Origin of the sequence: Arcobacter suis CECT 7833, from assembly GCF_003544815.1 — a bacterium.
Taxonomy (GTDB): Bacteria; Campylobacterota; Campylobacteria; order Campylobacterales; family Arcobacteraceae; genus Aliarcobacter; species Aliarcobacter suis.
In genome coordinates this window covers 1583098-1601888 of sequence record NZ_CP032100.1, presented here as the reverse complement: position 1 = coordinate 1601888, position 18791 = coordinate 1583098, and the positions used below count along the sequence as shown (strand labels likewise).

Genomic DNA, 18791 nt, shown 5'->3' with positions numbered 1-18791 from the left:
GTTTATTTTTACTTGAAAAAACTACCCAAAGTTATTTTAGGGTAGCGTAAATAGTATTAATTACATATTTTTATAATTAATTTCCAATTATTGGTTTTAATAAAGGCAAATAATCATAAAATACCCCAATCAAACAACCAATTAAAGGATTTTTATGCCATTTTCAAACCTAGGTCTTAGCCAAAAAATAAATAAAGCACTTGATGAAAATGCTTATAAAAATCCTACGGTAATTCAAGAAAGAGTAATTCCTTTAGTTTTACAAAACAACGATATTATGGCAAAAGCTCAAACTGGTAGTGGAAAAACTGCTAGTTTTGTTTTACCAATTTTGCAACTATTATCAAATAAAGAAGAAGATAAAGAACATAAAGCAAAGGCAAAAATATCAACTTTGGTTCTTACTCCAACAAGAGAATTAGCCCTTCAAGTATCAAAAGCTTTTATAGATTTTTCTGTACATTTTGTAAATAAACCTAAAGTTGTTAGTGTTATAGGTGGAGAAAGTCTTACCCAACAACTTTTGGATATTCAAAAAGGTTGTGATATTGTAGTTGCAACTACTGGAAGATTACTTGATATTTTAGATAAAAAACAAATGAATTTATCAAATCTTGAATTTTTTGTTTTAGATGAAGCGGATAAAATGCTTGATTTAGGATTTGAAATAGAGTTAGAAGAACTTTTAAAATCTCTTCCAAAAAATAGACAAAATCTTCTTTTTTCTGCAACTTATCCTCAAAAGATGCTAAATATTGCTTCAAAAATCACAACACAATCAATAGAGGTTTTTATAGAAGATGAAACTCAAACGGTTCAAACTATAAATCAAAGGGTTATAACGGTAAATAAAGAGAACAGAAGCCCACTTCTACGAAATCTAATACAAAACCACGCTTGGGAGCAAATACTTGTTTTTATGGCAAATAAACGCTCTTGTGATAACATAGCTGCTAAGTTTAGAAAATATGGATTAAATGCTGAGTCTTTTCATGGGGATTTACTTCAAGATGAAAGAAATGAAACTTTAGAAGATTTTAAAAATAAAAAAATCAATATTTTATTTGCCACAGATATTGCTGCACGAGGACTTCATATAGATGATATTTCATGTGTTATAAATTTTGATTTACCAAGAGCTGTTGCTGATTATGTTCATAGAATAGGAAGAACGGGACGAGCTGGTAAAAGCGGAGATGCAATATCTTTTATAGGATTAGAGGATTTTGAACACTTTTCTTTAATAGAAAAAAGATGTGATATAAAACTAGAAAAAGAGCAAATAAAAGGTTTTGAGTTAGTTGGAACACCAGAAAAAAAAGAAAAGGGAAATGAACCAGTAAAAGGTAAAAGAAAAAGTAAAAAAGATAAATTAAGGGAACAAGCTTTAAAAGACTAAATAGTCTTATAAAGCATGATAGCTAAAACAAGGATATTTAAAAGTAGAACATAATTCTTGTAAGATGTTGCTTTTACCATATCTTTAACTTTTATTCCAAAATAAACTCCAATAAGTGAACCAATCCCAACAGTCGCACCTTCTACAAATAACATTTGTCCATGATATGAAGTTGATATAAATCCAGCAATTGAAGAAAAAATTACAAAAAATAATCCTAATGCAGTTGCAGCTTTTAAATCATATCTTAAATAACCAACTAATATTGGAGTTAATAAAATAGAGCCACCAACACCAATACTCATAGCAAGAATACCAATAACTGCACCGATTAATATAAGTACATAAGTATTTCTTATTTGGATATTTTCAGTTTGAATAGCAGGCGAATAAAAAATCTTGATTATTGTAAATATAAGTATCGCTATAAAAAGGTATTGTAAAAATTCATTTGAAACATTTGGAACAATATATCCACTTAATAATCCTCCAATAGAACCACCAATTCCTAAAATTACTCCATCTTTTACAACATCTTTAGCTTTTTTTGCATTTAAAAAAGAACCATAAATTGAAGAAAAAACCATCTGCATAATAGATATTGCAACAGCTTCTTTCATTACAAAACCAGTTGCTAAAAGTAAAGGAACTAATATTGTTCCTCCTCCAATTCCAAAAAAACCTGAACTAAAACCTGTAATTATTCCAAAAATTGCAAGTTCCAAACTCAAGAATCTTTCCTTTTTATAGAGTTCATAGCTTCGATAAAGCTATTGTAATCATCTTCTAATTTTTCATCTTTTTGTGTTAAATCTATTCCATCTTCTTCTTTTAATGCAACTTCAACTAGATGAATTCTGTCAAGAAGGTATTTGAACATCTCTTTATTAATATCTGGTAAATCACCATGTTCCATTTTGCAATTTTTGTTATCTCTTTTGATGATTTTTGCAGGAACTCCAACAGCAGTTGAATTATCTGGAACATCACAAACAACAACAGAATTAGCTCCAATTTTAGAGTTTCTTCCAATTGTGATATTTCCTAAAACTTTAGCTCCACTTCCAATAACTGTGTTTGATCTAACTGTTGGATGTCTTTTTCCTTTGTTTAAACTAACTCCACCAAGAGTCACGCCTTGATAAATCAAAACATCATCTTCAATAATAGCAGTTGCCCCAATAACAACACCAATAGCATGGTCAATAAAAACTCTTCTTCCAATAGTACAAGCTGGATGAATATCTGTTTTTGTTAAAAAACTAGATATTCCACTAATAACTCTAGATAATTTTTTCCAACCTTTATAATAAAGCTTATTTGCAAATCTATAGTTAATAATTGCCCAAACACCAGGATAGTTGAAAAATAGTTCTAGATTATTATCAAGAGCAGGGTCATTATTTTTGGGTACATAAAAGTCCTCTTTTAATTGCGCCCAAAATGATATTTTTTCTTCTTCTAGTGTTTCTTCATTATTCATGATAACTCCAAATAGTTTTTAAATAACTATTTTCATTTAGATATTTTTCAATATCCTTGTAATTATGATCATTTAAACTTTTTCTTAATCTTGATCTTATATCGTCTGTATCGTAATCAATATCTTCTAAAATATCTATGATTTTTTGTGATTCTAGAATTTTTTCTAATACAACTTCCCCATCTTTAAATACGATATTTACTTCTGTTGGGTGTGAAAATAGATTGTGTTTCATACCTAAAGTATCTTGATAAGCTCCCACATTAAAGAAACCTATAAAATAGTCTTCTTTATTTAAATTTACATCATGTAAATAAAGTGGTTTTTTCAAATCAAATGGTAATTCTCCATCACTATCACAAGTAATATCCCATAAAGATGCACTTCTTGTTGGTTTTTTATCAAGATGTGTTATTGGCATTATTGGAAATTCTTGGTCAATTCCCCAATAATCAGGAAGCGATTGGAATAAAGAGAAGTTTAATAAATATTTCTCTTGAATGTTTTCATCAAGTTTTTTTAACTCTTCATAATCATCAATTTCAAGTAAAGATATAGCTTTTTTGATAACTTGATGAGTTAAAATTTCAGCATTTGATCTATCTTGTAAATCAATATAACCTAAATCAAATAGAGTTAATAATGATTCCATATGGTCAATACTATCATGCATATATTCATAAGCTGTTTTTTTAGACATGTCTTTATATAAATCATGTAATTCTTGAATTAAAGGAGGATTTACATCTTTTAATTTTAAATGGTCAAAATCATATTCTGCTGAGAATAACTCAAGAACTGGAGCTACTAAAACAGTTGAAGCAGCACTTATAAATCTTCCTGATTCTGTAAAGATATTTGGTTCATCAACACCTTTTTGTTTAGCAATATCTTTTAATGTAAAGATAACATCATTTGCAAATTCTGTTAAAGAGTAAAATCTTGTTCTTTCATAGGCATTGTATTCAACGGCTAATCCACCACCAATATTAATAGAGTTTAAATTTGTTGCACCTAAGTTTTTAAGTTCAGCATAAATATGCCCAGATTCTCTTAAAGCTTTTTTCAAAGGTTTAATAGAATTCATAGCAGAACCAATATGGAAATGAATCATTGTTAAATGCTTAACAAGGTTATTATCTTCCATTAATTCATAAGCTTCAAGAATCTCAGTTGATGTTAAACCAAACTTAGAGTTTATACCTCCACTTTTCGCCCATAACCCACTTCCTCCACTGTGAAGTCTAACTCTTAACCCTATATTAGGACACTCCATTTTGGTTTCATTTAAAACCTCTATAATTATTTCCAGTTCATTTAAACCTTCAATAATTATAGTAATATTATGACCCATACTTTTAGCAATAAAACCTAGATGAATCATCTCTTTATCTTTAAATCCATTTACAGTTATTGGAGAGCCTATGTTATTGTAAGTCATAGCAATAACAAGTTCTGCTTTACTTCCAGCTTCAAGTCCATAATTAAACTTTTTACCTTCATTAATCAATGGATGAATAAAGTTAGGAAGTTGATTTACTTTTAATGGAAAAACAGCATTAAAGTTTCCTTTATAATCGTACTCTTTGATACTTGCATTAAAAGTATTGTATAAAGTATTTATCTGTTTTTCTGTTATATGGGGGAATCTTAAAAGTAAAGGACCTTTAAAATCTTGTTTTCTTATATCTTTAACTATAGATATTAGTGAAGGTTTGCAGTTATAGTTTATCTTAGCTAGCCCATCTTCAATTATAAAATTATCATCACTCCAGATGTCAATACCGTAATTACCCACTTTTAAAAATCCTCTAATTTTAAATTTTTTTCTTCTTTTGTTTTTAAATCTTTTATATAAATAGTTCCGTTCTTTAACTCGTTTTCACCGATTAAAGCAACAATATTTGCTCCAAGTTTTTCAGCTATTCCAAAGTGTTTTCCAAAACTTCTAGGCGCGTATTCTACTAAAGTTTTAGTTGTTTTTCTCTTTTGATTTGCAACTTTTAACATAGTATTTAAAGAAACTTCATCTAAGGCTCCAATGTATACAATATCTTGATTACATTGTGGCATCTTTACAAGTTCTAATAATCTTTCGATTCCTATTGCAAATCCAATACCACTAGTTGGTTTTCCACCTAAAAACTCAACTAGTCTGTCATATCTTCCACCACCTGCTATTGCACTTTGTGCACCAATTTCATTACTTACAAATTCAAATGCCGTTTTATTGTAGTAATCTAATCCACGAACGAGATTTGAATCAATTTCATATTTAATATCATTAAAATCTAATATTTCTTTTAATTTTTCAAAATCACTATCACAAGATTCACATAAATTTGTAGTGATTTTTGGAGCATTATATAATAGTAATTGACAGTTTTCATTTTTACAATCTAAAACTCTAATTGGATTTGTTAAAATCCTTCTATTACAATCTTCACAAAGCTTTTCTTTAAATGTTGTTAAATGCTTAACTAGATTTTCTTTATACGGTGGCATACAAACATTACAACCAAGAGAATTTAATTTTAATGTAAATCCAATTCCAAAAAAATCAAGAATTTCTTTTATCATAATAATTATATTTGCATCTTCAAAAACAGAATCTATTCCAAATACTTCACATCCAAATTGGTGAAATTCTCTAAGTCTTCCTTTTTGAGGTCTTTCATATCTAAACATTGGACCATAATAATACCATTTATAGTTTCCACCAGCACGATCTAGCTTTTTCTCAACAAAATGTCTTACAACTCCAGCAGTACCTTCTGGTCGTAAACAAACATCATTTTCACCTTTATCAATAAACTGATACATTTCTTTATTTACAATGTCAGAACTTTCTCCAACGCTTCTTTTAAATAAAGCTGTTTCCTCTAAAAGGGGAGTTTCTATATACGAAAATCCATAATTCTTAGCAATTTTTGATGCATTCTCTACAAAATAGGTAAATAAAGCACTTTCTTCATTTACAATATCTTTCATTCCTCTTAAACTTTGTATAGTTTTAACATTTTTAGTTTCATTATTCGGCATTTATAAAATCCTCAATTTCCTTTTCTATTTCTTCTATTTTTAAACTTGCATCTATGATAATATGATTTATATTTAATCTTTTGATTGTTTCTTTCATTCTATTTTGAATATTAATTAAATAGTCTATTCCTCGTAATTCGATAGAATCATTTTCTTTTTGAGATAATCTAAATTTTAACTCATTAGGAGTTAATTCAAGTAAAATTACATGGCTTGGTAAAGTATTATTTGTAGCAATTAAGTTTAATTCTATTAGTTGATCAATATTTAAAGCAGAAGCATAAGCAATACCCGATATCATCGACCTATCAGAGATTATTGTATTGTTCTTATACTTCTTTATTACTTCTTCAATATGTTCAGCTCTATCCGCCATAAAAAGAAACATTTCAGCTATTTTTGATTTAGCTTCACCATTAAGTGCCATGGTTCTTAATTTAAGACCAAGGGAAGTTCCACCTGGTTCTTTTGTAAAAATTGCATGAGGTAGTTTCTCTTTTAGTAGTTCTAATTGAGTTGATTTTCCAGCTGTATCTATCCCTTCAATTACTACATACATTTGAAAACTTTTTCAGGGATTAGATGTTGAAATTTTCCATTAAATCTTATAATTTCTCTTACAATTGTTGAACTTACAAAAGCATTTTCCAGTGTTGGCATTAGATATAAGGTTTCTATTTTTTTATTTATTGAAGAGTTTGCATAACCCATTTGTAATTCAAATTCAAAATCAGATACAGCTCTTAAACCTCTAATTATGGTATTTATTTTTAAATCAACAGCTAAATCAACAAGTAGAGTATCAAATCCTAAAACCGTAACACCTTGAATATCTTCAGTTGCTGCTTTTGCAAATTCTACCCTTTGTTCATGGCTGAACATAGGTTTTTTGAGTTCACTTTTTGCAACAGCAATTACAACTTCGTCAAAAATATTTGCTGCACGTTTTATAATATCTAAATGCCCATTTGTAATTGGATCAAAAGTTCCGCTATAAATGGCTTTTCTATATGAATTAATATCATTGTTTGGCATATTTATTCCCATCTTTTATATAAATTATTATCTATTTTAAGTAAATCTAACCATTTACCTATTAAAAAGTTTTCCATATCTTCTAAACTCTGTTGAGCACTATAATACCCTAAAATTGGAGGTGCAATTACAATTCCTAATTTAGATAATTTCAACATATTTTTAAGAGCAATGCTATTTAGTGGCATTTCTCTTGGAGCTATTATAATCTCTCTTTTTTCTTTTAACATCACCGTAAAAGCTCTTGTTATAAGTGAATCTGAAATTCCAACAGCACATTTAGCTAAAGTATTCATTGAACAAGGAAGAATAATCATTTTATCAACTTTGAAAGAACCAGATGCGATACTAGCACCTATATTTGAATCTTTAAAAATTGTTACGTTAGGATAATCTTTAAATATTTCATTTGTAGAAACTTGATTTTCAAGTTTTAAAGCAGTTTTTGCACTTTTTGAAAATACAACAAAAACTTCAATTTCTTTTGGTAATTTTTTTACAAAATTAACACCAAGCCTTGAGCCACTTGCCCCTGAAATTGCAACAGTTATTTTCAATAAAAACCTTTAGTTTTAGTATATGTAAAATGATAATAGCAAAAAAAAACTTTTAATTCAATTACCTTTTTAATAGGGCTTTTTATCGGGATTTATAAGTTTGATTTAATATTTAAAATGATAACATATTGTATAAATAATATATATATTAAATTAAACATTATGTTAATTTTAATATTATTTAATATACTTAATGTAAAAGGATTTAAATATGTCAAAAATTTTTACTTATATCAGAAACAATGAAAATAATCAGAAATATACACTTGAACAGAGAGCTTCTGTAGAAAACTATTTGGTGAAAAATAATATCACAAATTTTAAAAATATTGAAATAAATATTAGTACTCCAATTGAAGAAAAAAATATTTTAGAACTTCTAAAAAATTGTGAAATGAATTCAACTATTATTGTTTCAAATTTGAATGTTTTTGGAAGAACAATAGAAACTATTTTAGAGATAGTAAGATTTTTATTAACAAACAAAATTAGAATTATAATAGTGGAACAGAATTTAGATTTGATTGATGATCAAGATATGTTAACCCAAATGATTTTGGGTGTTATATCAATGACAATTGGTTTAGAAAAAGAGTTAATGAGTTTAAGAACAAAAGAAGCATTAACAGCAAAAAAACTGAAAGGAATTTCTTTAGGAAAACCAAAAGGTACAATTCAAAAATCTAAGTTCGATTTACAAAGAGAAAAAATTGAAGAACTTTTGGCTGTTGGTTTATCAGTTAGAAAAATTTCTAAACTTTTAGGATACAACAATCATATTGGACTTAATAACTATGTAAAAAAAAGAAAGATAAAAATGAATCTAATTAATGCTTAAGATAATCGATTGAATATCTTTATAATGGTTTAAAAAAAATATAGTAAAATAAAATTAATTAAAATTGAATGGAGTTATTGTGAAAGTATTATTAATTAAAGATGTAAAAACTTTAGGAAAAGCTGGTGAGTTAAAAGAAGTTGCTGATGGATATGGAAAAAATTTTTTAATTGGTAAAGGTTTAGCTTTACATGCAACTACTGAAGTATTAAATAGATGGAAAGCTGAACAAAAAAAAGCTGCTGAAAATGAAGCAAAAGAAATAGCTGCTGCAAAAGAGTTAGCTGAAAAATTAAATGCAACTAAACTTACAATAAAACATAAAGTTGGTGCAAATGGACATTTAATAGGTTCAGTTACAAATAAAGAAATTGCTGAATCATTAGAACAACAATTTTCAATTATTATTGATAAAAAAAATATATCTGTAGATAAAAAATTTAAATCAGTTGGTATTTACGAAGTAGATTGTAAATTAGGTCATTCAATTCATGCAACTTTAAAAGTTGATATAATCGGAGAATAATTAAATGTTTGATGCTACAACGATACTTGCATATAGAGGAAAAAATAAAGCAGTAATTGGAGGTGACGGTCAAGTTACTTTTGGAAATACTATTTTAAAAGGAAATGCAACAAAAATTAGAACACTTTATAAAGACCAAATTCTTGCAGGATTTGCAGGTAGTACAGCAGATGCTTTTAACTTATTTGATATGTTTGAAGAACATTTGAATTCTTGTAAGGGCGATTTATTAAAATCTGTAATTGCCTTTTCTAAAGAGTGGAGAAAAGATAAAGTTTTACGTAGACTTGAAGCTATGATGATAGTTTTAAATAAAGAAAAGATTTTTATTTTAAGTGGAACAGGTGATGTTGTAGAACCTGAAGATGGAGCAATTGCCTCTATTGGAAGTGGTGGAAATTTTGCAATTTCTGCTGCACGGGCTTTAGTAAAACACTCAAATCTTGAGGAAGAAGAACTTGTACGAGAATCACTTATGATTGCTGGTGAACTTTGTATATATACTAATCAAAATATTAAAATATTAAAAATAGAGGATTAAAAAAGTATGGATATGACACCAAAGCAAATAGTTGCATACTTAGATGATTATATTATTGGACAAAATAATGCAAAAAAAACTATTGCATTAGCTTTGAGAAATAGATATAGAAGAATGAGAGTTGAACCAAATCTTCAAGAAGATATTATGCCAAAAAATATTTTGATGATTGGAAATACAGGAGTTGGGAAAACTGAAATTGCTAGACGACTTGCAAAAATGATGGGTTTACCTTTTATAAAAGTTGAAGCTAGTAAATATACAGAAGTGGGATTCGTAGGTCGAGATGTGGAATCTATGATTAGAGATTTAGTTTATGAAGGTATAAATTTAGTTACAAGAGAATTTGAAGATAAAATCAAAGATAAAATTGATGAAGAAGTAAATAAAAAAATAATTGAAAAATTAGTTCCTCCACTTCCTGAATCTGCAAGTGAAAATGCAAAAGAATCATTTATTAAAACATATAATACTATGGAAAAAAAACTTCTTGATGGTTCTTTAGATGATAAAAAAATAGAAATTGATATTCCTAAAAAAACTCATATTGAAATCTTAGATTCTTCTATGCCTTTTGATATGAGTTCTATGCAAGAAAGCCTTAATAAAATGTTAGGTGGACTTAATAAAGAAACAATAAAAAAAGAAGTAACTATTAAAGATGCAAAGATTTTATTGCGAGGAGTTGCAAGTGAATCTTTATTGGATCTTGAAGCTATAAAAATAGAAGCACTTAAAAGATGTGAAAATGGTGGAATTATATTTTTAGACGAAATTGATAAAATTGCTTCTGGAAAAAAGGCTCAAGGGCAAGATCCATCAAAAGAGGGTGTTCAAAGAGATTTACTTCCAATTGTTGAAGGAAGTAACGTTCAAACAAAATTTGGACAAATAAAAACTGACCATATTTTATTTATAGCAGCTGGAGCATTTCATGTTTCAAAACCTAGTGATTTAATTCCTGAGCTTCAAGGAAGATTTCCTTTAAGAGTTGAATTAGAATCTTTAGATGAAGAAGCTTTATATAAAATTTTAACAAATACTAAAAACTCACTTTTACGACAATACAAAGCACTTTTAGCTGTTGAAGGTGTGGACTTAGAGTTTGATGATGAAGCAATAAGAGCATTTGCAAAATATTCAGTTACTGCAAATGAAAAAACAGAAGATATTGGTGCACGGAGGCTTCATACGGTTATTGAAAAAGTTATTGAAGATATATCTTTTGAAGCTGATGAAAAAAAAGGTGAAAAAGTAATAGTAACAAAAGAATTAGTTGCTAATAAGTTAGATGATATTGTAGATAATATAGATACTGCAAGATATATTTTATAAATTAATAACTTTTTAGCTAGAATGATTTTTATTAAAAAACACGGAGAGTAGTATTATGAATATTGTAACATTTTGTCAAATAGATGAGTCTTTATTTAATCCTGAATTTAAAGTTGAGTATTTTCATACAACAGGAGAAGCAAGTGATGCTGATATTGTAATCATTGATATTGATTCAATTTTTGAATTTGAAGAAAATAAAACAAAAGTTTGTAAAGAAAAGTTTGTTTCTATAGCTATCATTGATGATGAGAGTGATTATGAGGCTTTTAAAAATTTTGGTATAGATGCTTGGATTAGACATGCTGATATTGCACAAATAAATAACATTATAAATTTAGTAAACAAAAGGTTATTATCATAATTATTGATACACATTGTCATTTAGACAACAAACAATATTACGAAGATATTGATAATATTATTCAAAATGCTTTAAATCATAATGTAAAAGGTTTTTTAATTCCTGGCGCTGATTTTGATGATTTGCCTCAAGCTGTAAAATTAGCTGAAAAATATGATGAAGTTTTTTTTGCAGTTGGAATTCATCCTTATGATATAGATAAGTTTGATGAAGCAACTATGGAAAAATATGTAAATCATCCAAAATGTATTGCTATTGGTGAATGTGGTTTGGATTATTTTAGACTTCCAGAAGATGAAATTGAAAAACAAGAAAATATAAAAAAACAAAAAGAGGTTTTTATAGCTCAAATTGAGTTTGCAAAAAAAGTAAAAAAACCTTTGATTGTTCATATACGAGAAGCTTCAAATGATTCAAAACAAATATTGATTGATTATAATGCAAAAGAAGTTGGTGGAGTTTTGCATTGTTACAATGCAAGTGAACATTTACTTCCTTTATCTGAACACAATTTTTATTTTGGAATAGGTGGGGTTTTAACTTTTAAAAATGCAAAAAAGTTGGTTGAAATTCTTCCTAAAATTCCAAAAGAGAAGTTATTAATTGAAACTGATGCTCCTTATCTTACTCCTCATCCTCATAGAGGTGAAAGAAATGAACCTTATTATACAGTTTTTGTAGCCCAAAAAATGGCTGAACTTCTTCAATTTGATGAAGATGAAATACAAAAATTAACAACAAATAATGCTAAAAGATTATTTAAAGAGTTTTCTAGTCTTTCTTAGATATAATCTAGGATATATCAAGAAGATGGAGATTTTTTGTACAAATTTTTTATATTAATACTTTTTTTAGTAAATACTCTTTCCGCAAATGTTTCAGAAGATGATTTAAAAATTTTAAAAGATTTAGATATAGAAAGTTCTTTTATATCTGAAAAAAGTTTATTAGATACTTTTGATGAATACTCTTCGAGTTATAATATAAGTTATTATAATAATATCTTGAGAAAATCTTCTTTAAATGCTCAAATAGTAAAAACTGAAATTAAAAATGAAAATCTTCCTGATGCTGTCTTTTTTATTCCTCTATTAGAATCAAGTTTTGTAAATCAAACAAGAGGTAAAAATAGTCCAGCTGGATTGTGGCAAATAATGCCAGAAACTGCAAAAAATTTAAGATTAAGAAATGATGAATACATTGATGAACGATTAGACTTAATTAAATCTACAGATGCTGCAAGTTCTTATTTGAAAAAATATTATAAAAAATTAAATAAATGGTATTTGGCTATTTTGGCTTATAACTCAGGTGAAGGTAATGTCGCTGAAGGAATAGCTAGATCAGCACTTGACAGATATTTAGAATTTAATCCTAATATGAATGATAATCAAAGTATTAAAAATTATAAAAAAATGCTTAGTGATTATAGAATTACTAAAAAAGGTTTTAGTAATTTATATATTATTTTTGATAAATTTGAATCATCTTATAGTTTAGAATATCTAGTTAAAAATAATAAACAAAATAAATATTTAGCAGAGTCAAGTATTACATATTTGAAAAAATTGATTGCATTTTCTATGATTGATAATAGAAATTTATTTAAAAGTATAGATAATAAATCTAGATACACATTAGAAAAAGTAAAAGCACCAAAAGGACTACAACTTAAATCTTTAGCAAATGCTGTAAATATGGATTATAATGAATTTAGAAATTTAAATAAACATATTAAAAAAGAAACATTACCAAATGATTCAAAATCTTATAATATTTATATTCCTCAAAATAAATTAGAACTCTACAATCAAAGAATTATGAATATAAAACCTATTAAAGAAAATGTAATTGATACAAAAGTAGTTGAAAATAAAAAAACTAATAAATCAAACAATGAAAATACAAAACAAAATAAAGTAGTAGAAGTTAAAAAAACTAATAAAGCAATTATTCACATTGTTAAAAAAGGGGATTCTTTAGAATCTATATCAAAAAAATATAAAGTTGATTTAAAGAAATTAAAAAGTGACAATAATAAAAAATCAAATTTAATAAATATAGGAGATAAAATTGAAATTTATAAGTAGTTATTTAAAAAGTAGTTTATTCTTAGGTTTATTAAGTGTTTTTCTTTTTACTGGGTGTTCTCAAAAATCATATGATGTTGATTACGATAAATTTTATAAAGATACAAAAAATTCTAAAATAAATAACTCAAAAGAGATGCATAAATATACAATGAGACCATATAGTGTATTTGGAATAAAATATTATCCATTTGTAGCAAATATTGGAGATCAATTTGATGGAATTGCTTCTTGGTATGGACCGGATTTTCATGATAAAAAGACTTCAAATGGTGAAACTTATAATATGTATGATATGACAGCTGCTCATAAAACTTTACCTATGAATACAGTTGTAAAAGTAGATAATTTAGAAAATGGTAGATCTATTATCGTAAGAATAAATGATAGAGGACCCTTTGTTAGGGGAAGAATTATTGATTTATCAAATAAAGCTGCCCATGAAATTGATATGTATAGAAAAGGAACAGCTCAAGTAAAAATCACTGTTTTAGGATATAATGGTGAAATTGAAAATAAAAATGCACCTTATGTTGAAAGTGCAACAAATAGTGTAAAAAATGAAAGAATAGATGTTATTGATCCATTGGAAATAAAAGAAGATAGTATTGTATCTACAAAAGTGCCACCAAAAGCACCCATGATTAATACTAATAAAAGCGTTAATAATACAAAAGTAGTAAGACCAGTTGCTCCAACAATAACAAATAATAATACTAAAGTTTTATCAACTGGTAAATATAGTATTCAAGTTGGTGCATTTAGTCAAGAATCTGGAGCTGTTAAAATTAAAAATGAGTACCAAAAAAAGTTTAGTAGCAATACTGTAGATACAAAAAAAGTTCTTTCAAATGGAAAAACTTTCTTTAAAGTATTTATTAATGGGTTTGATACTTATGAAAAAGCTCAAAGTTTCAAAAATTCAAATGGTTTAGGAAATGCTCTTATTACTGGTAACTAGGAAAAAAAATGGTAGAAATTAATAGAAAAACAAAAGAAACAGATATTAAATGTAAAATTGATATAAATGGCTGTGGTAAGTCAGATATAAAAACAGGTGTTGGTTTTTTCGACCATATGTTAGAAGCTTTATCAAAACATAGTGGAATTGATATTGAATTATCATGTGATGGTGATTTACACATAGATGCGCACCATACAGTTGAAGATTGTGGAATAGTTTTAGGACAAGCTTTAAAAAAAGCAATTTTTCCTATTCAGGCAGTTGAAAGATATGGAAATGCAACAGTTGTTATGGATGAAGCAGCAACTACATGTGCTTTAGATTTATCTAATAGACCATTTTTGGTTTATGAAGTAAATGTAAGTGGAAAAGTTGGTGATTTTGATGTTGAATTAGTTGAAGAGTTTTTCCATGCTCTTTCAGGAAATGCTGGATTAACAGTTCATATTATAAGTGATAGAGGAAGAAATAAACACCATATTTTAGAAGCATCTTTTAAAGCTTTTGCTGTAGCACTTAGACGAGCTTTAGTAAAAAATGAGAGATTAGGAATTCCAAGTACAAAAGGTGTTTTATGATTGAACTAATTGTTTTAGATGTTGATGGTACTTTAACAGATGGAAAAATTACTTACTCAAATAGTGGTGAAGAAACTAAATCTTTTGATGTTGCTGATGGATTAGCAATTGCTGTTTGGACAAAAAAATTTGGTAAAAAAGCTGCAATTATAACTGGGCGAAATTCTTTTGTTGTTGAAAAAAGAGCAAAAGAGTTAAATATTACCCATCTTCATCAAGGAATAAAAAATAAACAAGAAGTTTTAGAGCAAATCTTAAAAGAAGAGAATCTTTCTTGGAGTCAAGTTGCTGCTATTGGTGATGATTTAAATGATTATAGTATGTTAAAAAAAGTAGGGCTTTCATTTACTCCTGCAAATGGAACGCACTACTTAAAAGAGTTTGTAAATGTTGTTTGTCAAAATAGAGGTGGAGATGGAGCGGTTAGAGAAATGCTAGAATATATCTTCAAAGAAGATGGACTTGAAGAGGAATTTTTAAAAGCATGGCTATAAAACTTTTTACTTTTTTACTTTTAATTATATCTTTAGGAGCTTATTTTATTCCTGTTGAAAATATGAAAAAAAACATTGTAGATAAAGATGCACCTTTAGTTATATTTGAATCACCTTTTATGTATACAATTAATGAAGAAAATATAAATAGAGTTATATACGCAACTCATGCTATTAAATATGAAAATAGAGATGAAATGTATAATGCAGATATTCTTTTAAAAAATTTAGATAAAACTCAAGATTTTAAAACTGAAAAGTTAAAAGCAGATTTAATAGTAAAAAAAGGTGATAATTATACTTTAACAGATAATGTAAAATATAGAAGAGATGATTTTATAACGTTAAATACAAATGAACTTTTTTACGATGATATTACAAGAATTGCAACAAATACTAAACCTTTTGATGCAGTTTATAATAAACATTCTCTGAAAGGTGATACTGTTTATTTAGATATAAATAAAAGTTTTATTAAAGCTAAAAATACACATTTTGAAATAGATGTTAATAAGAAAAATTAAAAAAGGAAAAAAATGAGATATCTAATATGTTCACTACTTTGTTCTACAATTTTATTTGCTCAAAGTGAAACTTTAACAATAGACGCACAGAATTTTGAAGCTGATGATAAAAAGGGAGTTTCTATATTTACAGGAAATGTAAAAATAAAAATGGGTCAAGATAAATTAAATGCAGATAGAGTAGATGTATATTTCACAACTGATAAAAATAATGCTAAAGTTCCTTTAAAATATGAAGCTACTGGAAAAGCTGATTTTGAAATAATTACAAAAGAGAAACATTATATTGGAAATGGGGATAAAGTAATTTATTCACCACAAAAAGAAGAGTATACTATCTTAGGTAATGGTTATTTACAAGAAAAAAATGATGATAGAAAAGTTTATGGTGATACTATTTATGTAAATCAATTAACTGGAGAAGCTAGAGTAAAAGGAAGTGAACAAAAACCTGTTAGATTTATAATAAATGTGGATCGTGGTGAAGATAAAGGAACAACTAAATGAGAATAACAGAAGCTAAATTTTTACAATCTGCACAAGGAATTATGGATTCTCCAAGTCCTGATAGAGCTGAAGTTGCATTTTTAGGAAGATCAAATGTAGGAAAATCTTCATTACTTAATACATTAACAAATAGAAAAGGTTTAGCAAAATCTTCTTCAACACCTGGGAAAACGCAACTTATAAACTATTTTGAAATTAATTTTAAAACTGATAATGAAGAATTACCATATTTATATGCAAGATTTGTGGATTTACCAGGATTTGGTTATGCAAAAGTTTCTAAAAGTATTAAAGCTGAATGGAATAGAAATCTAACTGCTTATTTAGAACAAAGACAATGTTTACAAATATTTGTACATTTGATTGATTCAAGACATCCTTTACTTGATATTGATAAAAATGTGGATGAATTTTTAAGAACAATTAAAAGAGGCGATCAAATCATCATTCAAGCTTTTACAAAAATAGACAAACTAAAAATGAATGATTTAGCAAAATTAAAAAGAGAATACCCCGATGGAATTTTTATATCAAACTTGAAAAAAAAGGGTATGATAGACTTACAAAATAAAATTACAGGATATTTATTTGGACATTAGATTTTATAAGCCAACCGTAGCTGATATTACAAAAATGCAAGATATAGTAAAAGAAGAAGTACAAAGCGGAAAGATTCTTTTACGAACTGAAGATGAAATGGCAACAACAATTCGCTCTTATACTGTTGTAGAAGTAGATGGAAAAATGGCTGGATTTACTGCAACTCATATTCACTCTCCAAGACTTGCAGAAGTGCGAAGTTTAGTGGTGGCAAAAGAGTTTAGAGGTTTAAAACTTGGGCGAAAACTAGTAGATGCTTGTATAAAAGAAGCAAAAGAGTATGGAATAAAACAACTTTTATCTTTGACTTATGAGCAAGGATTTTTTGAAAGCTGTGGATTTAGAGTAATTTCAAAAGAAGAGATTCCTGAACATAAAATCTGGGCTGATTGTATTAGATGTAAACATTTTCCTATTTGTGATGAAATAGCTATGGTTATTGATTTGTAAAAGAAAGAAGTATAAAAAAATTATTTAAGGATAAGATATGCAACGCTATAAGATTATCCACAGAACATACTACAATTATTCAAGTAGCGTCACTTTAGGCGCACATAGCTTACTTTTAAGACCAAGAGAAAGTTATGAACTTAGAATTGAGTCTTTTGCTTTAAAAAGTACTCCTGACTCAAAAATATTTTGGCACAGAGATGTGGAAGATAATTCTGTTGCCGTTGCTACTTTTGACATTCCAACCCAACAACTTTTTATTGAAAGTGAAGTGATTATTCAACATTATAATGAATCACCTCTTAATTTTATAGTATCTGATTATGCAATTAATTATCCTTTCAAATATCTTGCAAATGACAATTTTATCCTTTCTTCTTATATGATTTTACCAAACGAAGAGACAAGAACCCTTTTAAACAATTGGATATGTAATGTTTATAAATATAATGAAACTATTCAAACATATACACTTTTACAAAAATTAACAACTTATATATTTAAAAACTTTATATATAAAGTAAGAGAAGAAGCAGGTGTTCAAAGTGTAAAACAAACTTTAGCTTTTGGTTCAGGTTCTTGTCGAGATTTTGCTTTTTTATTTATGGAAGCTGTTAAATGTTTAGGTTTAGCAACAAGATTTATAAGTGGTTATTTATATGCCCCATTAATGTCCCATGAAGTTGGCTCAACTCACGCTTGGGCAGAAGTTTATATTCCAGGAGGTGGCTGGATTGGTTTTGATCCTACAACTGGAAATATTGTAGGAACTGATCATATTGCAGTTGCAGTTTCAAGATTACCTGATAATGTTCCTCCAATAGCAGGTTCATTTGTTGGAGTTTCTGGCTCAACTCTTAGTGTTGGAGTTTGGGTTACTAAAGTTTAAAGAATAATTTAAATTTTATATCTATTTTTTTTGAAACATTGTTATATATCAGTATTTTAATAAATATGATAAGAGTTAATAAAAATGTTTCAAAAACCTTCCTTTATATTTTAAACAATCCTTCTTAATTCAATTTTGACTCACAGAAATTCTATTTATTATAATAAATAATATTTATAAAATTCATATAATCATTAAGTTATTTAAAAATAATAAGAAACTATTTAGTAAATTTAATATAAAATTAACATAATTATTATATAAAACTAATAAAATATATAATTTTGGAGATAAAATGAGTAGAATACAAAGACCATTTCCAGTATTTAACCCCAGCAAAAGAAGTGGTTATGATTGGGAAAAAATAATGGAACCTAAAACTTTACAAAGACATAAATGGCTGGGTAAAACATGGACTGAATTATATTTTAATAACCAAGAAGATGAATTTTTAAGAAATTTATCAACAGATGAAATTATGAAAACGAGATGGTTTGAAAAATATGGTATTAAAGAACCACAGTTCTAAATCTTACATAATTATATAAATACTTTATTTACTATTTAAAAAATAT

24 protein-coding genes are annotated in these 18791 nt (G+C 27.2%); 17 read left to right on the top strand and 7 right to left on the bottom strand.

Annotated features, from left to right (window positions below):
- Positions 1–154: 154 nt before the first annotated feature.
- Positions 155–1399: a DEAD/DEAH box helicase gene (locus ASUIS_RS08260; RefSeq protein WP_118886590.1), complete on the top strand. Its 1245-nt coding sequence runs from the start codon at positions 155–157 to the stop codon at positions 1397–1399.
- Here the strand turns inward: ASUIS_RS08260 and ASUIS_RS08255 are convergent.
- From ASUIS_RS08255 to ASUIS_RS08225, 7 genes are read right to left on the bottom strand one after another with little or no spacing between them, the layout of a single operon-like run.
- Positions 1396–2130 (bottom strand): sulfite exporter TauE/SafE family protein, encoded by a 735-nt coding sequence (locus tag ASUIS_RS08255; protein WP_118886589.1) that lies wholly within the window; start codon positions 2128–2130, stop codon positions 1396–1398. The genes ASUIS_RS08260 and ASUIS_RS08255 overlap by 4 nt on opposite strands.
- Positions 2127–2882, bottom strand: a complete 756-nt coding sequence (cysE, locus tag ASUIS_RS08250) for a serine O-acetyltransferase (RefSeq protein WP_118886588.1) — start codon at positions 2880–2882, stop codon at positions 2127–2129. The genes ASUIS_RS08255 and cysE overlap by 4 nt, the downstream gene beginning before the upstream one ends.
- Entirely contained in the window at positions 2875–4680 is a 1806-nt protein-coding gene (speA, locus tag ASUIS_RS08245) for a biosynthetic arginine decarboxylase (protein ID WP_118886587.1), read from the bottom strand. The genes cysE and speA overlap by 8 nt, the downstream gene beginning before the upstream one ends.
- 2 nt (positions 4681–4682) lie before the next feature.
- On the bottom strand, positions 4683–5924 hold the full coding sequence (hisS, locus tag ASUIS_RS08240) for a histidine--tRNA ligase (protein WP_118886586.1): 1242 nt from the start codon (positions 5922–5924) through the stop codon (positions 4683–4685).
- Positions 5914–6483: a dTMP kinase gene (tmk, locus tag ASUIS_RS08235; RefSeq protein ID WP_118886585.1), complete on the bottom strand. Its 570-nt coding sequence runs from the start codon at positions 6481–6483 to the stop codon at positions 5914–5916. Before tmk ends, hisS begins: the two co-directional genes overlap by 11 nt.
- Positions 6474–6959: a pantetheine-phosphate adenylyltransferase gene (gene coaD, locus ASUIS_RS08230; protein WP_118886584.1), complete on the bottom strand. Its 486-nt coding sequence runs from the start codon at positions 6957–6959 to the stop codon at positions 6474–6476. The genes tmk and coaD overlap by 10 nt, the downstream gene beginning before the upstream one ends.
- A gap of 2 nt (positions 6960–6961) precedes the next feature.
- Entirely contained in the window at positions 6962–7516 is a 555-nt protein-coding gene (locus tag ASUIS_RS08225) for a UbiX family flavin prenyltransferase (RefSeq protein WP_118886583.1), read from the bottom strand.
- Positions 7517–7727: 211 nt separating this feature from the next.
- Between ASUIS_RS08225 and ASUIS_RS08220 the strand changes: the two genes are divergently transcribed.
- The 16 genes from ASUIS_RS08220 to ASUIS_RS08145 all read left to right on the top strand — a co-directional run bounded on the left by ASUIS_RS08220 (position 7728) and on the right by ASUIS_RS08145 (position 18745).
- On the top strand, positions 7728–8354 hold the full coding sequence (locus ASUIS_RS08220; RefSeq protein ID WP_118886582.1) for a recombinase family protein: 627 nt from the start codon (positions 7728–7730) through the stop codon (positions 8352–8354).
- Positions 8355–8433: 79 nt separating this feature from the next.
- On the top strand, positions 8434–8880 hold the full coding sequence (gene rplI, locus ASUIS_RS08215; protein ID WP_118886581.1) for a 50S ribosomal protein L9: 447 nt from the start codon (positions 8434–8436) through the stop codon (positions 8878–8880).
- A 4-nt stretch (positions 8881–8884) separates the two neighbouring features.
- Positions 8885–9421 carry an ATP-dependent protease subunit HslV gene (gene hslV / locus ASUIS_RS08210; RefSeq protein WP_118886580.1) on the top strand — a complete coding sequence of 179 codons (537 nt, stop codon included), beginning with the start codon at positions 8885–8887 and terminating at the stop codon, positions 9419–9421.
- Positions 9422–9427: 6 nt separating this feature from the next.
- The gene (hslU, locus tag ASUIS_RS08205; protein ID WP_118886579.1) at positions 9428–10756 is read left to right on the top strand and encodes an ATP-dependent protease ATPase subunit HslU; all 1329 of its coding nucleotides are present in this window, start codon (positions 9428–9430) and stop codon (positions 10754–10756) included.
- A gap of 55 nt (positions 10757–10811) precedes the next feature.
- Positions 10812–11120: a hypothetical protein gene (locus ASUIS_RS08200; RefSeq protein ID WP_118886578.1), complete on the top strand. Its 309-nt coding sequence runs from the start codon at positions 10812–10814 to the stop codon at positions 11118–11120.
- Positions 11117–11905, top strand: coding sequence for a TatD family hydrolase (locus tag ASUIS_RS08195; RefSeq protein WP_118886577.1), 789 nt, complete (start codon positions 11117–11119; stop codon positions 11903–11905). The genes ASUIS_RS08200 and ASUIS_RS08195 overlap by 4 nt, the downstream gene beginning before the upstream one ends.
- Before the next feature lie 36 nt (positions 11906–11941).
- Entirely contained in the window at positions 11942–13210 is a 1269-nt protein-coding gene (locus ASUIS_RS08190; RefSeq protein WP_118886576.1) for a transglycosylase SLT domain-containing protein, read from the top strand.
- Positions 13194–14171: a septal ring lytic transglycosylase RlpA family protein gene (locus tag ASUIS_RS08185; RefSeq protein ID WP_118886575.1), complete on the top strand. Its 978-nt coding sequence runs from the start codon at positions 13194–13196 to the stop codon at positions 14169–14171. The genes ASUIS_RS08190 and ASUIS_RS08185 overlap by 17 nt, the downstream gene beginning before the upstream one ends.
- 8 nt (positions 14172–14179) lie before the next feature.
- Positions 14180–14752, top strand: coding sequence for an imidazoleglycerol-phosphate dehydratase HisB (hisB, locus tag ASUIS_RS08180; RefSeq protein WP_118886574.1), 573 nt, complete (start codon positions 14180–14182; stop codon positions 14750–14752).
- On the top strand, positions 14749–15246 hold the full coding sequence (locus ASUIS_RS08175; RefSeq protein WP_118886573.1) for a KdsC family phosphatase: 498 nt from the start codon (positions 14749–14751) through the stop codon (positions 15244–15246). The genes hisB and ASUIS_RS08175 overlap by 4 nt, the downstream gene beginning before the upstream one ends.
- Entirely contained in the window at positions 15237–15770 is a 534-nt protein-coding gene (locus tag ASUIS_RS08170; protein WP_118886572.1) for a hypothetical protein, read from the top strand. The genes ASUIS_RS08175 and ASUIS_RS08170 overlap by 10 nt, the downstream gene beginning before the upstream one ends.
- A 12-nt stretch (positions 15771–15782) precedes the next feature.
- Positions 15783–16277 (top strand): lipopolysaccharide transport periplasmic protein LptA, encoded by a 495-nt coding sequence (gene lptA / locus ASUIS_RS08165; protein WP_118886571.1) that lies wholly within the window; start codon positions 15783–15785, stop codon positions 16275–16277.
- On the top strand, positions 16274–16876 hold the full coding sequence (gene yihA / locus ASUIS_RS08160) for a ribosome biogenesis GTP-binding protein YihA/YsxC (protein ID WP_118886570.1): 603 nt from the start codon (positions 16274–16276) through the stop codon (positions 16874–16876). The genes lptA and yihA overlap by 4 nt, the downstream gene beginning before the upstream one ends.
- Entirely contained in the window at positions 16866–17327 is a 462-nt protein-coding gene (locus ASUIS_RS08155) for an N-acetyltransferase (RefSeq protein ID WP_118886569.1), read from the top strand. The genes yihA and ASUIS_RS08155 overlap by 11 nt, the downstream gene beginning before the upstream one ends.
- A gap of 37 nt (positions 17328–17364) precedes the next feature.
- Positions 17365–18216 carry a transglutaminase family protein gene (locus ASUIS_RS08150; protein ID WP_118886568.1) on the top strand — a complete coding sequence of 284 codons (852 nt, stop codon included), beginning with the start codon at positions 17365–17367 and terminating at the stop codon, positions 18214–18216.
- A 295-nt stretch (positions 18217–18511) separates the two neighbouring features.
- Positions 18512–18745 (top strand): hypothetical protein, encoded by a 234-nt coding sequence (locus tag ASUIS_RS08145; RefSeq protein ID WP_118886567.1) that lies wholly within the window; start codon positions 18512–18514, stop codon positions 18743–18745.
- Positions 18746–18791: the final 46 nt, after the last annotated feature.

Excerpts from the sequence above, each read along its gene's own strand:
- ASUIS_RS08260 (WP_118886590.1), top strand. The coding sequence starts at position 155 with ATGCCATTTTCAAACCTAGGTCTTAGCCAAAAAATAAATAAAGCACTT.
- ASUIS_RS08175 (WP_118886573.1), top strand. The coding sequence starts at position 14,749 with ATGATTGAACTAATTGTTTTAGATGTTGATGGTACTTTAACAGATGGA.
- hslV (WP_118886580.1), top strand. The coding sequence starts at position 8,885 with ATGTTTGATGCTACAACGATACTTGCATATAGAGGAAAAAATAAAGCA.
- hslU (WP_118886579.1), top strand. The coding sequence starts at position 9,428 with ATGGATATGACACCAAAGCAAATAGTTGCATACTTAGATGATTATATT.
- ASUIS_RS08220 (WP_118886582.1), top strand. The coding sequence starts at position 7,728 with ATGTCAAAAATTTTTACTTATATCAGAAACAATGAAAATAATCAGAAA.
- hisS (WP_118886586.1), bottom strand. The coding sequence starts at position 5,924 with ATGCCGAATAATGAAACTAAAAATGTTAAAACTATACAAAGTTTAAGA.
- hisB (WP_118886574.1), top strand. The coding sequence starts at position 14,180 with ATGGTAGAAATTAATAGAAAAACAAAAGAAACAGATATTAAATGTAAA.
- lptA (WP_118886571.1), top strand. The coding sequence starts at position 15,783 with ATGAGATATCTAATATGTTCACTACTTTGTTCTACAATTTTATTTGCT.
- ASUIS_RS08150 (WP_118886568.1), top strand. The coding sequence starts at position 17,365 with ATGCAACGCTATAAGATTATCCACAGAACATACTACAATTATTCAAGT.
- ASUIS_RS08200 (WP_118886578.1), top strand. The coding sequence starts at position 10,812 with ATGAATATTGTAACATTTTGTCAAATAGATGAGTCTTTATTTAATCCT.
- cysE (WP_118886588.1), bottom strand. The coding sequence starts at position 2,882 with ATGAATAATGAAGAAACACTAGAAGAAGAAAAAATATCATTTTGGGCG.
- ASUIS_RS08170 (WP_118886572.1), top strand. The coding sequence starts at position 15,237 with ATGGCTATAAAACTTTTTACTTTTTTACTTTTAATTATATCTTTAGGA.
- yihA (WP_118886570.1), top strand. The coding sequence starts at position 16,274 with ATGAGAATAACAGAAGCTAAATTTTTACAATCTGCACAAGGAATTATG.
- ASUIS_RS08145 (WP_118886567.1), top strand. The coding sequence starts at position 18,512 with ATGAGTAGAATACAAAGACCATTTCCAGTATTTAACCCCAGCAAAAGA.
- coaD (WP_118886584.1), bottom strand. The coding sequence starts at position 6,959 with ATGCCAAACAATGATATTAATTCATATAGAAAAGCCATTTATAGCGGA.
- tmk (WP_118886585.1), bottom strand. The coding sequence starts at position 6,483 with ATGTATGTAGTAATTGAAGGGATAGATACAGCTGGAAAATCAACTCAA.